15 protein-coding genes are annotated in these 14,349 nt (G+C 67.8%); 12 read left to right on the top strand and 3 right to left on the bottom strand.

Translation table 11 applies throughout. From position 1 onward, the window contains the following. Positions 1 to 6 precede the first annotated feature (6 nt). On the top strand, positions 7 to 486 hold the full coding sequence (locus ACFUTU_RS09115; protein ID WP_377963373.1) for a DUF1579 family protein: 480 nt from the start codon (positions 7 to 9) through the stop codon (positions 484 to 486). A 394-nt stretch (positions 487 to 880) separates the two neighbouring features. Here ACFUTU_RS09115 and ACFUTU_RS09110 read toward each other — a convergent pair whose 3' ends face one another. After that, positions 881 to 1,147, bottom strand: a complete 267-nt coding sequence (locus tag ACFUTU_RS09110) for a MoaD/ThiS family protein (protein WP_377963371.1) — start codon at positions 1,145 to 1,147, stop codon at positions 881 to 883. A 3-nt stretch (positions 1,148 to 1,150) separates the two neighbouring features. After that, on the bottom strand, positions 1,151 to 2,305 hold the full coding sequence (gene moaA, locus ACFUTU_RS09105; protein WP_377963369.1) for a GTP 3',8-cyclase MoaA: 1,155 nt from the start codon (positions 2,303 to 2,305) through the stop codon (positions 1,151 to 1,153). A gap of 280 nt (positions 2,306 to 2,585) precedes the next feature. Here moaA and ACFUTU_RS09100 point away from each other — a divergent pair, with 280 nt between their 5' ends. The 7 genes from ACFUTU_RS09100 to ACFUTU_RS09070 all read left to right on the top strand — a co-directional run bounded on the left by ACFUTU_RS09100 (position 2,586) and on the right by ACFUTU_RS09070 (position 8,213). Beyond that, complete coding sequence (locus tag ACFUTU_RS09100; protein ID WP_377963480.1) at positions 2,586 to 4,007, top strand: molybdopterin-dependent oxidoreductase; 1,422 nt, start codon at positions 2,586 to 2,588, stop codon at positions 4,005 to 4,007. A gap of 18 nt (positions 4,008 to 4,025) precedes the next feature. Then, on the top strand, positions 4,026 to 5,360 hold the full coding sequence (gene glp / locus ACFUTU_RS09095) for a gephyrin-like molybdotransferase Glp (RefSeq protein ID WP_377963367.1): 1,335 nt from the start codon (positions 4,026 to 4,028) through the stop codon (positions 5,358 to 5,360). Then, complete coding sequence (gene moaC, locus ACFUTU_RS09090) at positions 5,348 to 5,842, top strand: cyclic pyranopterin monophosphate synthase MoaC (RefSeq protein ID WP_377963365.1); 495 nt, start codon at positions 5,348 to 5,350, stop codon at positions 5,840 to 5,842. Before glp ends, moaC begins: the two co-directional genes overlap by 13 nt. After that, positions 5,839 to 6,384: a molybdenum cofactor biosynthesis protein B gene (locus tag ACFUTU_RS09085; RefSeq protein WP_377963363.1), complete on the top strand. Its 546-nt coding sequence runs from the start codon at positions 5,839 to 5,841 to the stop codon at positions 6,382 to 6,384. The genes moaC and ACFUTU_RS09085 overlap by 4 nt, the downstream gene beginning before the upstream one ends. Beyond that, positions 6,374 to 6,853, top strand: coding sequence for a molybdenum cofactor biosynthesis protein MoaE (locus ACFUTU_RS09080; RefSeq protein ID WP_377963361.1), 480 nt, complete (start codon positions 6,374 to 6,376; stop codon positions 6,851 to 6,853). The genes ACFUTU_RS09085 and ACFUTU_RS09080 overlap by 11 nt, the downstream gene beginning before the upstream one ends. 108 nt (positions 6,854 to 6,961) lie before the next feature. Further along, positions 6,962 to 7,720, top strand: a complete 759-nt coding sequence (gene dapB / locus ACFUTU_RS09075; protein ID WP_377963359.1) for a 4-hydroxy-tetrahydrodipicolinate reductase — start codon at positions 6,962 to 6,964, stop codon at positions 7,718 to 7,720. Between the two features lie 4 nt (positions 7,721 to 7,724). Beyond that, on the top strand, positions 7,725 to 8,213 hold the full coding sequence (locus tag ACFUTU_RS09070) for a hypothetical protein (RefSeq protein WP_377963357.1): 489 nt from the start codon (positions 7,725 to 7,727) through the stop codon (positions 8,211 to 8,213). Positions 8,214 to 8,234: 21 nt separating this feature from the next. Here the strand turns inward: ACFUTU_RS09070 and ACFUTU_RS09065 are convergent, their stop codons facing one another. Further along, complete coding sequence (locus ACFUTU_RS09065) at positions 8,235 to 9,470, bottom strand: heparan-alpha-glucosaminide N-acetyltransferase domain-containing protein (protein ID WP_377963355.1); 1,236 nt, start codon at positions 9,468 to 9,470, stop codon at positions 8,235 to 8,237. 544 nt (positions 9,471 to 10,014) lie between these two features. Here ACFUTU_RS09065 and ACFUTU_RS09060 point away from each other — a divergent pair. From ACFUTU_RS09060 to ACFUTU_RS09045, 4 genes are all read left to right on the top strand, one after another. Then, complete coding sequence (locus ACFUTU_RS09060) at positions 10,015 to 10,284, top strand: hypothetical protein (RefSeq protein ID WP_377963478.1); 270 nt, start codon at positions 10,015 to 10,017, stop codon at positions 10,282 to 10,284. Positions 10,285 to 10,488: 204 nt separating this feature from the next. After that, positions 10,489 to 11,520 (top strand): carbon-nitrogen hydrolase family protein, encoded by a 1,032-nt coding sequence (locus ACFUTU_RS09055; RefSeq protein WP_377963353.1) that lies wholly within the window; start codon positions 10,489 to 10,491, stop codon positions 11,518 to 11,520. A 92-nt stretch (positions 11,521 to 11,612) separates the two neighbouring features. Continuing rightward, positions 11,613 to 12,521: a 4-hydroxy-tetrahydrodipicolinate synthase gene (gene dapA, locus ACFUTU_RS09050; protein ID WP_377963351.1), complete on the top strand. Its 909-nt coding sequence runs from the start codon at positions 11,613 to 11,615 to the stop codon at positions 12,519 to 12,521. Positions 12,522 to 12,563: 42 nt separating this feature from the next. Beyond that, positions 12,564 to 14,255 carry a ribonuclease J gene (locus ACFUTU_RS09045; protein ID WP_377963349.1) on the top strand — a complete coding sequence of 564 codons (1,692 nt, stop codon included), beginning with the start codon at positions 12,564 to 12,566 and terminating at the stop codon, positions 14,253 to 14,255. Positions 14,256 to 14,349: the final 94 nt, after the last annotated feature.

Raw genomic sequence — 14,349 nt, 5'->3', positions numbered from 1 at the left:
GCAACAGTGGACCAGCCGCAGCCGGGCTTCCCGCCCCAGCCAAGTACCGCGCACGAGGCGCTGGAGGTCTTTGTCGGGCGATGGCTGGGAACCACCGAACTGGCCGCGTCCCCGTGGGGTCCGGCACGAACCGCCGCCGCGGAGGTGACGTTCACCCGCGCCGCCGGAGGTTTCGCCGTCGTCCAGTCCTACCGGCACACCGAGCCCGACGGCACGCACTTCGAGGGCCACGGGGTCTTCACCGTCGACCCCGACCATGACGAAACACTTTGGTACTACGTCGACAGCATGGGCCGGCCGCCGGCAGCCCCGGCCCGGGGTGTCTGGCACGGCTCGACGCTCACGGTGGAGCGGCATAGCGACCGCGGCACCGCCCGGCACACGTTCCGGGTCGAGCGGGGCGTGCTGATTCACACAGCTGAGCTGCGGCTGGGGGAGGCCGTGGAGTTCCAGCCGTTCCTGACGTCCGTCTGCCGCCGCGCCTGACCTACGCAGCGGTCCAAACGCGTCCTCAGGTCCTGTTGGGTTTCCCCAAACGCTTCCTCAGGTCCTGTCGGGTTTCCCCGGACGCGTCCTCAGGTCCTGTCGCGTTTCCCCTAACCCTTCCTCAGGTTCTGTCGGGTTTCCCCGAACCCTTCCTCAGGTCCTGTCGGGTTTCCCGGGACGCGTCCTCAGGTCCTGTCGCGTTTCCCCAAACGCTTCCTCAGGTCCTGTCGGGTTTCCCGGGACGCGTCCTCAGGTCCTGTCGCGTTTCCCCGGACGCGTCCTCAGGTCCTGTTGGACAGTGCGGAGGCGTTGGTCTCAAGGCGACCAAAGGTGAGGAAGCGTTGGTCTCAAGGCGGCCAAAGGTGAGGCAGCGTTGTGGGGGAGACGGTTGGGCTTAGCCGCCGGCGAAGGGTGGCAGGACGTCCACCACGTCACCGTCGGCCAGTACTGTGGACCGGTCACGGACCGCGACCTCGTTCAGCAGGAAGCTGCTGCGGGCCAGGATCCTCTCCAGCGACGGTGTCCCGGCAGGGGGTTTCGGGCGTTCGACGCCGAGCACTGCGCCGAGCAGGGAATCCACGGTTGATCCTGCGGGAAGTTCGAAGCGCTCTTCATCCACGCCCGCCGCAGCGCGCGCGGCAGCGAAGTATCGTACGTTCAAGGATCAGCCTCCGATGGCGCTCATGCTGCGGTCCGGCTGGACGAAGTCCGGAGCGTCAAGTCCCACGTGGTCCATGCCGTGGGCTTTGGGCTTTAGCCACATGGCATCCTGCCAGCGTTGGGCGAGCTGCTCGTCGCTGGCCCCGTTCCTCAGCAGGCCGAGCAGGTCGAATTCCTCATGGGAGAAGAGGCAGCTCATGATCTTGCCTTCGGCGGTAATCCTGGTCCGGCGGCAGTCCGAGCAGAACGGTTCGGTGACGGAGGCGATGATCCCCACCGTGCCCAGCACCGGGCTGTCTGTATCAGCGGAACCGGCCGCCCGGCGTCGTACTTCAAAGCGCTCCGCGGGCGCCCCGTCGCGTGCGCGCGGATCCGGGCTCAGCACGAACTCCTTGGAAAGGAGTTCACGGATCTCGGCCGCGGTGATCATGTTCCGGCGGGTCCAGCCATGGTCTGCGTCCAGAGGCATCTGCTCAATGAAGCGGAGCTCGTAGCCGCGCTCCAGCGCCCAGGCCAGCAGCGACGGCGATTCGGCGCCGTTAATGCCCCGCATCAGCACGGCGTTCAGCTTCACGGGGCCAAGGCCTGCTTCCCATGCGGCATCCACACCGGCGAGCACCCGGTCCAGGAACGGGCGCCGGGTGAGTTGGGCGAAGGTCTCCTCATGGAGCGAATCCAGGGAGACATTGATGCGTGTCAGGCCGGCGGCCTTGAGGGCGGCAGCCTTCCGGTCCAGCCCCACGCCGTTCGTGGTCATCGAGATCGGAAGCTCGGGGTGAGCCTGGCGCAGGGCGCCGATAATATCGACAAGATCGGCCCGGACCAGCGGCTCGCCGCCTGTCAGGCGCAGCTCGCGCACCCCCAGCAGGTTCACGCCCACGCCCACAATCCGCACGATTTCCTCGGCCGTCATGACCGCCTGCTTGGCGAGCCACTCCAGTCCTTCGGCGGGCATGCAGTAAGTGCACCTCAGGTTGCATTTGTCCGTGAGCGATAGCCGCATGTCTGTGGCCCGGCGTCCGTAGCGGTCCGCGAGACCGGCAGGCGCGTCAGCCGGACGGGCGGGAACCCCGGCCGGACCAGCAGCCGGGAGGGACGGCTGACCGGAAGAGGGTGCGCCTCCTTCACGGAACTGCGGTATGCCAAGCTGAACACTCATGACTTCAGGCTACGCCACCGCGGGCCGCCGATCACATCCGTCTCAGCGTGACTGCGCCCTGTCGCAGGGCCAAGCCTGCCGGCCCGCACCTGCGGCGGCCGGCACGCAGGATAACCGTGCCGGAAAGCGCCCGCGAATCTATGCTGGAAGGGTGAACGGGTCCCAGGAGCCAGGCCGGCACGGGCGCCGGTGGGCAGCGGCTGCAGGAGTGGTCGCAGCCGGCACCGGGGTTGTTGCCAGCGAACTCATTGCCGGCTTCGTCAGCCCTTCACTGTCAACCATGACAGCCCTGGGCGGCGCCGTTATCGATGCGGTCCCGCCGGGTGTCAAGGACTGGGCCGTTTCCCTGTTCGGGACGGCGGACAAACTTGCGTTGCTGGCCGGCATGGCGCTGGTCATTGCCGTGGTCGCCGCCGCGGCGGGCATCCTTGAGCTGCGCCGGCGCTTTGCGGGTGCCGCCGTCTTTGCCGTCTTCGGCGTCGTGGGCCTCGCGGCGGTCCTGACCCGCGCGCAGGTTACCGCAGCCGCCGTCGCACTTCCGCTCCTGGCCGCCGGAATTGGCATCGCGGTGCTGCTGAAGCTGGTCAGGCGCCTCGCCGCGGTGGACGGTGCAGGGCAGGCCGGCGAAGGCCCGGCCCGCCGGGGCTTTTTCCAAGTGCTGGGAGGCACGGCCGCCGGCGTCGTGGTGGGTGGCGCTGTCGTCGCGGTCTGGCGGGGCGGGGCCGCAGGCGTCAACGAGGTCCGCCGGACCCTGCAGCTCCCCAAGGCGAAGTCCCCGGCGCCAGCCATTCCGGCAGGAGCCGACCTCGGGTTGGCGGGCGTGGCCCCGCTGGTCACGCCTAATCCCGATTTCTACCGCATTGATACTGCGTTGTCCGTACCCGTGCTTGATTCCCGCGAATGGAAGCTCAAGGTCACCGGGCTGGTGGAACGCGAGGTGGAGCTCACCTTCGACGACCTCCTGGCCAAGCCCCTGGTCGAGCGGCACGTGACGATCGCCTGCGTTTCCAACGAGGTGGGTGGCGGCCTGATCGGCAACGCCCGCTGGCTGGGCTGGCCGGTCCGGGAGCTGCTGGCGATGGCCGGGCCCAGGCCGGAGGCGGACATGGTCCTGTCCCGGAGCGCGGACGGCTTTACGGCCAGCACCCCGCTGGAAGTGCTGACCGACAGGCGCGATGCGCTGCTCGCCGTCGGCATGAACGGCGAACCGCTTCCGCTCGAACACGGCTTCCCCGTGCGCATGATCGTCCCCGGGCTGTACGGGTACGTCTCCGCGACAAAGTGGCTCATCGAACTCAAGGTCACCAGGTTCGCGGACGACGTGGCCTACTGGACGCCACGCGGCTGGTCGGAGCGCGGCCCCATCAAGCTCTCATCCCGCATCGACGTGCCCCGCAACGGTGCCTCGGTGCCGGCCGGAAAGGTTCTCGTCGGGGGTGTGGCCTGGGCGCAGCACACGGGAGTCGGCAAGGTTGAACTGCGTGTGGACCGGGGGAACTGGCAGCCGGCCCGGCTGGCTCCCGGCATCTCGGTGGACACGTGGTACCAGTGGGAGCTCGGCGTTGACCTGCAGCCCGGCGAACACGAGGTGCAGGTGCGGGCCACGGACCGGAGGGGAACCGTGCAGGTGGAGGAGCGGCGCCCGGTGGCCCCGGACGGTGCCACTGGCCTTCACACCATTAGACTGGACGTGAAAACGTAGCCTACCTAAGGCCGGACCATGCACAGCCATTCGCAGCCGCACGGCGATGTAGCCGCACCTTCTGCCGGACCCATTGCCGCCGCACCTCCCGCCGGCGCCGCTACCCATCAGCACGGCACCCATGAACATGGAACGCACGGCCACACCGCTCACCACAGCGTCGTGGATCACCGGGAGGCGGTCAGGGAGCTCCTTGAACCGCTGCTCTCACCGGGGCGGACCGAAAGGATTCCGCTCGTCCAGGCCCTGGGCCGCGGACTGGCGGAAGACATCACGGCGCCGATAAGCCTGCCGCCGTTTCCCAACTCCCAAATGGACGGCTTTGCGATCCGCTCCCGGGACGTGCCCGACGGCGGCGCGCACCTACGCGTCGCGGCCCCCGTACCGGCTGGCGCAAGTCCCGCGCCCCTGCAGCCCGGCACGGCCGTCCCCATCATGACCGGCGCCATGCTGCCCAGCGGGGCAGACGCCGTCGTGCCCGTTGAGCGCGCCGTTCCGTCCGCCTTTCCGGCCCCGGGCGAGGAAGCCGAGGTGCAACTGCCGGCCACGGCAGCCGGGACGTTTATCCGCGCCGTCGGAAGCGACATCGAGGCCGGCCGGCAGGCCCTGGCCGCAGGAACGTGCCTGGGTCCGGCCCAGCTCGGCCTGCTCGCGGCGCTGGGGTTGCCGGACGTCCTGGTGCACAAGCCGCTGTCCGTCCTGCTGGTGACCACCGGCGACGAGGTGGTGGAACCCGGGGAAACCCTGACGGAAGGCAAAATCTACGATGCCAACGGAACCCTCCTTGAGTCCGCACTGCGGCAGGCAGGGCTTGCCGTAACCAGGGCCGGAATTTCCGCCGACAGCCCGGACGCCCTGCGGACGCTGCTGAGGACCCACACATCTGCAGTGGACCTGATTGTCAGCACCGGGGGAGTCAGCAAGGGGGCGTATGAGGTGGTGCGGCAGGCCATGGAGGGCCAGGACGTAACATTCCAGCACGTCGCCATGCAGCCCGGCGGCCCCCAGGGGCTTGGAATGTTCGACGGCGTCCCCCTCCTTGCGTTCCCCGGGAACCCCGTCAGCTGCCTCGTTTCTTTTGAAATGTTTCTCCGGCCGGTGCTCGGGGAACTCTTTGGTGCGCCGGCGCCCAGGCCCGCAATCCGGGCCCGGTTGGGGCAGCCGCTGACCTCCCCGGCCGGCAAGCACCAGGTCCGGCGGGGGTCACTGCAGGCGGACGGGACAGTCCGGCTGCAGGGCGGCGAAAGCTCCCACCTGGTGCAGGCGCTGGCCCACTCGAACGCCCTCGTGCACATTCCTGCCGGCACCGCCGTTCTTAACGAGGGCGCCGAAGTGGAAGTATGGATGTTGTGACTGCAGAACATGACCACGGCGCCCTGACTCATCTGCGCCGTGACGGCACCGCCCAGATGGTGGATGTCTCAGAAAAGCCGGAGACCACGCGCGAGGCCACGGCCACGGCGACCGTCCACAGCACCGCCGAAGTCCTGGCGCTGCTCGGCACCGGTGGCCTGCCGAAGGGTGACGCCCTGGCGGTGGCCCGCGTTGCCGGAATCATGGCGGCGAAGAAGACTCCTGAGCTGATCCCGTTGTGCCACCCGCTGCCGATTTCCAAGGTGACGGTCGACTTCGAGCTCGGTCCCGAGACAGTGGACATCCTGGCTACCGTCAAGACCCGCGGCGTGACCGGCGTCGAAATGGAGGCCCTCACGGCTGCCTCCGTGGCAGCGCTGAGCGTGTACGACATGATCAAGGCCGTGGACAAGCACGCCGTCGTCACCGACATCAAGGTGCTGGCCAAGAGCGGCGGCAAGAGCGGGGACTGGACCCTGTGAGCAGCGCCGATTCGACAACTGGGCCCAACGCCAGGACCAGGTCGGCGCATGTCCACGGCGAAGTGCAGGGCCGCAAGGCCGGCGTCGTCATCGCGTCAACGCGCGCGGCCTCCGGCGTCTACCAGGACGAAACCGGGCCGGTCATCACCGACTGGCTCACCGAACACGGCTTCGTGCCGTATCCGGTCATGGTGGTGCCGGACGGCGAGCCCGTGGGGGCTGCCATCCGGGCGCTCCTGACCCAGGAACCCGCCGTCGTCATCACCAGCGGCGGCACCGGCCTGAGCCCGGATGACCGGACGCCGGAAATGACGCTGCCGCTGCTGGACCGCGAAATTCCCGGCATCATGGAAGGCATCAGGCAGGTTGGAACGGCCAAGACGCCGCATGCAATGCTGAGCAGGGGGCATGCCGGTTCAGCCGGCCGGACTTTTATCATCAACCTGCCCGGATCACCCAAGGGGGTCATGGACGGCCTGTCCGTCCTGGACCCGGTGATCGGGCACCTGTGCGACCAGTTGGAGGGCGGACATGGCCACTGAGGCATCGTTCGAAGTAGTACACGCGGTGCTCAGCACCGAACCCATCTCCGTGGACCAGGCGATCGCCGCCGTGGAGTCGGAGACCGCCGGCGCCGTGGTCAGCTTCAGCGGCGTGGTCCGGAACCACGACGGCGGCAAGCCGGTGGACCGGCTCAGCTACAGCGCCCACCCGACGGCCCGGAAGGTGCTGGACGACGTCGTCAGGCAGCTGGTCGCGGAGCAGGCCGAAGCGGCCGGGACTGAGGGATCTGATGTTGGGAACCCGCCGGTCCGGATCTGGGTCGCGCACCGGGTGGGCCCGCTGGAGATCGGCGATCCCGCCCTCGTCTGTGCCGTGGCGGCAGCCCACCGCGGGCAGGCCTTTGCCGTATGCTCCGAGCTGGTGGACCGGGTCAAGGCCCAGGTGCCGATCTGGAAGGAACAGTTCTTCAGCGACGGCACCGTTGAATGGGTCGGCGCCGGGGAGTAACGGCTGGAGGGCCGGGGAATAGGGGCCTTGGGGCGCACACGCCCTGCGTGAGGTAACGCATGCCCTCCGGTTCCGTCCGGCGCACGCGCGAACGGTAGTGTTGAATCCATGACCCAACAACTTCCTGTCGCCGTTCTGGGCGCAAACGGGCGCATGGGCGCCGAAGCCGTGAAAGCTGTGGAGGCCGCTCCGGACATGAAGCTCGTCGCCGCGCTGGGACGCGGTGACTCCCTTGATTCCCTCATCGACGCCGGTGCCCGGTATGTCGTGGACCTCACCGTTCCGGAGAGCACCGAGGAGAATGTCCGCTTCGCCGTCGAAAACGGCATGCACGCGGTGGTAGGGACCACGGGCTGGGACCTGGGCAGGCTGGAGTCGCTGGAGACTCTGCTGGTCGGCCACCCGGAGGTCGGTGTGCTGATTGCGCCCAACTTCGCCCTGGGCTCGGTGCTCACGTCGGCGTTTGCCGCCAAGGCGGCCAAGTATTTCGAATCCGTGGAGATCATCGAGCTCCACCACCCGGACAAGGTTGACGCGCCCTCGGGCACCGCGGTCCGCACCGCCCAGCTGGTGGCGGCGGAGCGTGAGGCGGCCGGCGTTGGCCCCAGCCCCGATGCCACCACCACTGAGCTGGCCGGCGCCCGCGGCTGCAAGGTGGACGGCGTGCGCGTGCACAGCGTCCGGCTCCGCGGGCTCGTGGCACATCAGGAGGTCCTGCTCGGCGGGCCGGGGGAGCAGCTGACGCTCCGTCACGACTCGTTCGACCGGGCTTCGTTCATGCCCGGCGTCCTGCTGGGCGTGCGGAGCGTCGCAGCGCACCCGGGGCTCACGGTCGGCCTGGACGGTTACCTGGACCTGGGGCTGTAAGGCAGTGAAACCGCTTCTTGGCTGGCTGCGGACAAACCGCACCAAGATCTGGGTGGGTGCGGTGACGCTCCTGCTGGTCTTCTACCTTGTGGTGTCGTTCCAGCGTTCGGTTCTGCTGCTGTCGGATCCCGAACCTGTGGCGAAGGCCATCGGCGCGGCGTACCTGGTGCTGCCGGTGATCGGCGCCTGGGCGCTGATCCGGGAACTTCTCTTCGGAGCCCGGACCGAACAGATGGCTCGGGTGCTCGAGGCCGAAGGCGGACTGCCGGAGGATAACCTGCCCCGCACGCCGGCCGGCCGGATCATCAGGGCCGCCGCCGACCAGGAGTTCGAGAAGTACCGCGCGGAAACGGAGGCGGCACCTGACGACTGGCGGTCCTGGTTCCGGCTCAGCTGCGCCTACGACGCTTCCGGTGACCGGAAGCGGGCGCGCTCGTCCATGCGCGACGCCGTGCGGTTGTTCCGCGCATCGGGGGATGCGGTAGCCCGCTAAAGGCAGGCACCCAGGCCTGTCTCAGCGGATCCCGGCGCGCTGGTGCCGGCCCACCTGGTTAGCTGCGTGCGCCAGCCATTCCAGCGGTCCCCGCCATTTGAGGACCGCGAAGACCATTCCGATCACGATGGCCAGCGCCGCGTGGGCGAAGTACATCCCGTCCTCCGTCCAGCCCACGGGCAAGGGCTTGAGGTGGAAGGACGCCACAACGCAGACGTGGGCGGTGTACAGCGTCAGCGTCATGGCTCCGGGCCCCCGCAGCGGAAGCAGGAGGTCCAGAGCCAGCCACTGCCCCAGCCGGCCCACCAGAAGGCAAAGGCCGACGACGGCGGCCGCCACACCGCTGGTATGCAGCAGGTCCAGCGTGGTTCCGGAGTGGGGGGCGCTGCTGGCCAGCCACCACCACGATCCTTCCTGGCGGACGCCGGCCAGATTGACCTGCAGGAGGCTGGCCAGCGGATAGTTGGGGTCCGTGAGGATGTCCTGCAGGGCGGCGCGGCCGCCCCATTGCTCCATCGCCGCCGTCCCCAGGACTTTGGCAAAGGCCGCCGCCGCAATGCCGCCGAACAGCAGCAACACCGGAACGATCGCCGAGGTCAGCGCGAGCCGGCCGATGATGAGCCCCACCAGCAGGTACGAAATCCACTGGAACACCGGGTAGTAGCCGGTCAGGAACAGGTCGCCGAGCAACTGGCCGGGCGTGGTGAGGTCTTCCCAGCCGGGATTGTGGCTGAGCTGCAGCGGCGGCTCTGAGGCCATGAGCCAGGGGCGCAGCAGGAAGGAAATCAGCGGGGAGAGCAGGATCCAGCCCGCCGCCCAGGCGCACAGGGCCTTCACGCGCAGCCCGATGAACGGGAGCACGCAGAGGAACAGCACCGCGTAATGCACAAGGATTACCGCGACGTTGACGTCCAGTCCGCCGAGCGTTAGCCCGACGACGGCAATCACCAGGGCACGCATCGCGATGCCGCGCCGCGCGGCCGTGAGTGCGGGGCCGTCGGGAGGCTGCTGTTTGCCAGTGGACAAGGCGAGCCCGATGCCCGCGAGCACCGCAAACAGGGCGGCAGCGCGGCCGGAGAATGTCAGGCCCACCCAGGTGGGGGTCAGTGCCGCATTGGACTCGAACGTCGGGAGCAGGTGCGTGGCCATCATGCCCAGCAGGGCCAGGCCGCGGGCAGCGTCAATACCGGCCAGACGGACACCAGCCGCCGGCCCCTTCGCTGTTTTGGACGATGCAGCCGTGCTCCGCGAGGTCATGATGTGATCGTCTCACATGGCACTCCGGCCGGGCGTTTCATGAACTGTTGTCTTCGGAGCCCGGGTCCTGCTGGGCTCTGCCCGGTCCTGCTCGGCGCTGCCCGGAAGAAGGGCGAGTCTTGTATTCGAATATATGTTCGAATAGAATTCCCGCATGAAGAAGTCATCCGGGCGTTCCGCAGCGCAGCAGCTCGAACAGGGGCGTGAGCCCGGCGGTTCCCGGCTCAACAGTGATCCCCTCCAGCCTCAAACGCCTGGGGCTGATGGGTACAACGGCCGCGTACGTGGAAGCGCGCCCGGGGGCCGTGTGCGAAGCGATCCTCGTATTGTCGCGCCGCGCAGAATCGATCCGCGCGGAATCGATCGCCGCAGTGTCGATCCGGGCAGTGTCGATCCGCGCAAGGCTGGGCCAGCCACGACTGAGGCGTCAATGACTGATCCCCTCGGGGCAGATCCACTCAAAGGGCAGATCCACTCAAGGGCAGATCCATCGGGGGCAGATTCAGGAAAGGGCGGTCCGCCCAAGGGTGACCCCCTGAAGGCGATGAGCCCCGGTGTGGTGGACTACCTCTTCCGGCAGCTCGTCGCGGGGGAGCCGGCCGAAGACGTCCAGTGGGGCCGCGAAGGCGTTGCGCTGTCGGACCAGCCGCCCGGCGCGGAGCTCGCGCGCCGGCTGTCCGAAACGGATATTGACGCGCTGACGCCCACCGAGCTGTTCCACTACGTCCGCGCCGCCCAGCGCCTTGCCTTGTGGGCTGAATCGCTGCGGGAGGCGGCCGTGGAGCGATACTGCTCGGGTGCCGACCCCTCCTAGTGTCCACCCGGCCTGGTGTCCATGCGGCCTGGTGCTGGTTTTTCCTGGTGCGTGCCCGACTGGTGCAGGTCTCTCGTCGTGCCGGTTCTTCCCGGTACGGACTTCGGCTGGGTGAACCCCTACGGCTGGCAGGGGGACTATTCGTCGGGGAACGCCCGTGTGGCAGGGGATCCGGCCCGGGCGCGCCCGGCCTAGGATGGGCTCGTGACAGCACCTTCGACAGCACCCGTGACAGCGCCGCTGACCGTCTCCGTCGTCCAGTACGCCGCCCTGGCCGGAGGCATCGAAGCCAACGTGCCGGAGCATGTGCGCCTCATCGAGGACGCCGACTCGCACGGGGCCCGGCTCGTGGTCTTTCCCGAGCTGTCCCTCACGGGCTATGGCCTGCCGCTGCTTCGCGGCGATCGCGGACCGGGGGAAGACCAGGGGAGCGGTGACCAGGGAGGCGCGGAGCAGGAAAGCGCTGGGCAGGAAAGCGCTGTGCAGGGAAGCGCCGGGCAGGAAAGCGCCGGGCAGGAAAGCGCTGTGCAGGGAAGTGGTGGCCAGTGGGTGGTGCCCGCCGACCGCCGTTTGGCCCCCATTCGGGAGATCTGCCGCAGAACCGGCATCACCGCCGTCGTCGGGGCACCCGTCCGGGAAGCGGACGGTACACCGCGGCTCGCATCCCTCGCGATACACCCGAACGGCGTGGAAGAGGCCGCCTTCAAGGCGCACCTTCACGGCGACGAAGAGTCCATATTTGAGGCAGGTCCGGGATATGATGCAGCGCCCGAAAAGCCGGCCATGCCGGATCGCGAAGCCAGGCCTGGCCACGAAGCCATGGCCGAACATGAACCCGTGCCCGAACATGAACCCATGCCGGAACATGCGGCGGGCCCTGAGCCGCTGCTGCTGGACGTCGACGGCTGGAAGATTGCTTTGGCCATCTGTTTCGATGCAGCCCATCCGGCACATTCCGGCGCTGCTGCCGCCGCCGGAGCCGACGTGTACGCAGTTTCGGCGCTCTACACGCAGGAGGAAGGCCACCGGCTCGGGCTGCACCTGGGAGCCCGGGCCATGGATAACCGCATGTACAGCGTCCTTGCCAACCTGGGTGGCCGCACGCCGCTGGGGCAGTCCTGCGGTCTCAGCGGTTTCTGGGGACCCGACGGGCTGTCGATGCAGCAGGCAGGCGGCACCGGAACCGAAGTGGTCACTGCGGTGCTGCGGCGGGGTTCCCTGAACCGGTACCGCTAACCGGCCCCGTGCCGGCATCTGCGCCGCAATTTGACGATCATCACGGGGCTGCCATTGTCCTAACCTGCACGTGACAGGGTAACGTTTTTCCCATGGCTGACACTTCCGCGAACATTCCTGCCCTGGGCACCCTCCTGACCGCCATGGTCACCCCGTTCACAACGGACGGCAAGGTCGATTACCAGCAGGCCGCGGAACTGGCCACCAAGCTCGTTGACGACGGCTGCGATGGCCTCGTCGTGACGGGCACCACCGGCGAGACATCCACCCTCACTGACGAGGAAAACCTCGGCATGTTCCGTGCCGTGAAGGAAGCAGTCGGTGGGCGGGCCGCCATCATCGCCGGCACCGGGACCAACGACACCGCCCACTCCGTGCACCTGTCCCAGGAAGCCGCCAAGCTGGGCGTCGACGGCCTGCTGATCGTCACCCCCTACTACAACAAGCCCAGCCAGGCCGGCGTCCGGGCCCACTTTGAGACCGTCGCGTCCGCCACGGACCTGCCTGTCATGCTCTACGACATCCCCGGACGGTCCTCCATCGAGATCGCCCCGGACACCATGATCCGCCTGGCCCAGCACCCGAACATCGTGGCCGTCAAGGACGCCAAGGCGGACTTCGCCGCGGCCACCCGCGTGCTGGCCGAGACCGACCTTGCCTTCTACTCCGGCGACGACGGCCTGACCCTGCAGTGGATGGCCATGGGCGCCGTCGGCCTCGTGGGCGTCACTACGCACGTCGCCACCCGCCGCTTTCGGGAGCTCATTGACGCGGTCAATGCGAACGACCTCGGAACGGCCCGCAAGATCAACTTCGAGCTTGAGCCGGTGGTCCGCGCAACGATGACCCGCGTCCAGGGTGCCGTCGCCGCGAAGCAAATTCTTAAATGGCAGGGAGTCCTGCCCAACTCGATTGTCCGCTTGCCCCTCGTGGAGCCGGATGAAGCCGAGATCGAAACCATCCGCGAGGACTTGGCGGAGGGAGGGCTGGTCTTTTCCTGACGGACTGAGACCGGCACTCTTCCGTCTGGAAAGAAGTGCATTATGACCCAAGTAGCCCTCCCCGGCCTCGTTACGCCTCCCCGCCTTCCCCAAGGCACCCTGCGGATTGTTCCGCTGGGCGGGCTCGGCGAAATCGGCCGGAACATGGCTGTGTTCGAAATCGACGGCAAGCTGCTGGTTGTCGACTGCGGTGTCCTGTTCCCCGAGGAAACCCAGCCCGGCGTTGACCTGATCCTGCCTGATTTCTCGTACATCGAGGACCGGCTCGACGACATCGTCGCCGTCATCCTGACGCACGGCCACGAGGACCACATCGGAGCCGTTCCGTACCTTTTGCGGCTCCGCAACGACATCCCGCTCGTCGGGTCGCAGCTGACCTTGGCCCTGGTTGAAGCCAAGCTTCAGGAGCACCGGATCAAGCCCTACACCCTGTCCGTCAAAGAGGGGCAGGTGGAACAGTTCGGCCCCTTCCAGTGCGAATTCGTTGCGGTCAACCACTCCATCCCTGACGCCCTGGCGGTTTTCCTCCGCACGGCCGGCGGCACGGTGCTGCACACGGGTGACTTCAAAATGGACCAGCTGCCCCTCGACGGGCGCATCACCGATCTCCGGCACTTTGCCAAGCTGGGTGAAGAGGGCGTGGACCTGTTCATGTCCGACTCCACCAACGCCGACGTTCCCGGATTCACCACGGCGGAGAAGGAGATCGGCCCCACCCTGGACCGGCTCTTTGCCCAGGCCAGCAAGCGCATCATCGTGGCGTCGTTCTCCTCGCACGTCCACCGGGTGCAGCAGGTCCTGGACGCAGCGTACAAGCACGGCCGCAACGTCGCCTTCGTGGGTCGTTCCATGGTGCGGAACATGGCCATCGCCGCCAAGCTCGGGTACCTGCACGTGCCGGACGGCATCCTCGTGGACCTGAAGAACATCGACACCCTGCCCGACAACCGGGTGGTCCTGATGTCCACCGGTTCCCAGGGGGAGCCCATGGCCGCGCTGTCGCGCATGGCCAACGGCGACCACCGCGTTGTGGTGGGCCAGGGCGACACCGTCATCCTCGCCTCAAGCCTCATCCCCGGCAACGAGAACGCGGTGTTCCGCATCATCAACGGCCTGCTGAAGCTTGGCGCCGACGTGATCCACAAGGGCAACGCCAAGGTCCACGTGTCCGGCCACGCCGCGGCGGGGGAGCTGCTCTACTGCTACAACATCCTCGAGCCCCTCAACGCCATGCCGGTGCACGGCGAAACCCGGCACCTCATCGCCAACGGCAGGATCGCTGAGGAGTCGGGCGTGCCGACCGCCAGCGTCCTGCTGGCAGACAACGGCACGGTCATCGACCTCCGCGACCATCAGGCCGACATCGTGGGCCAGGTCGAGGTCGGCTTCGTGTACGTGGACGGCTCCAGCGTCGGCGAAATCACCGACGCCGACCTCAAGGACCGCCGCGTCCTGGGCGATGAAGGCTTCATCTCCATCATCACGGTCATAAACCGGGCCACCGGCAAGGTCGTCTCCGGCCCCGAGATCCACGCCCGCGGCGTCGCCGAGGACGACTCCGTCTTCGATGACATCATCCCCAAGATCAACGCCGCACTGGAGGAGGCCGTGCTCAGCAACGCGGACCACACCAACCACCAGCTGCAGCAGATCGTTCGCCGGGTCATCGGCACCTGGGTCAACCGGAAGCTGCGCCGGCGCCCCATGATCATCCCGGTCGTCCTGGAGGCCTAACTGCCGGTTTCGGGGGCTGGGCACGGCAGAACAGCGCTGAACACAGCCCCCGAAGGCCCGGAAATCCGGGGTCCTTCGGCCCCAGTGGAGTACC

Source organism: Arthrobacter sp. NPDC057388 (assembly GCF_042668165.1).
In the GTDB taxonomy this organism is placed as follows: domain Bacteria; phylum Actinomycetota; class Actinomycetes; order Actinomycetales; family Micrococcaceae; genus Arthrobacter.
This window is presented reverse-complemented; position numbering and strand designations above follow the sequence as displayed.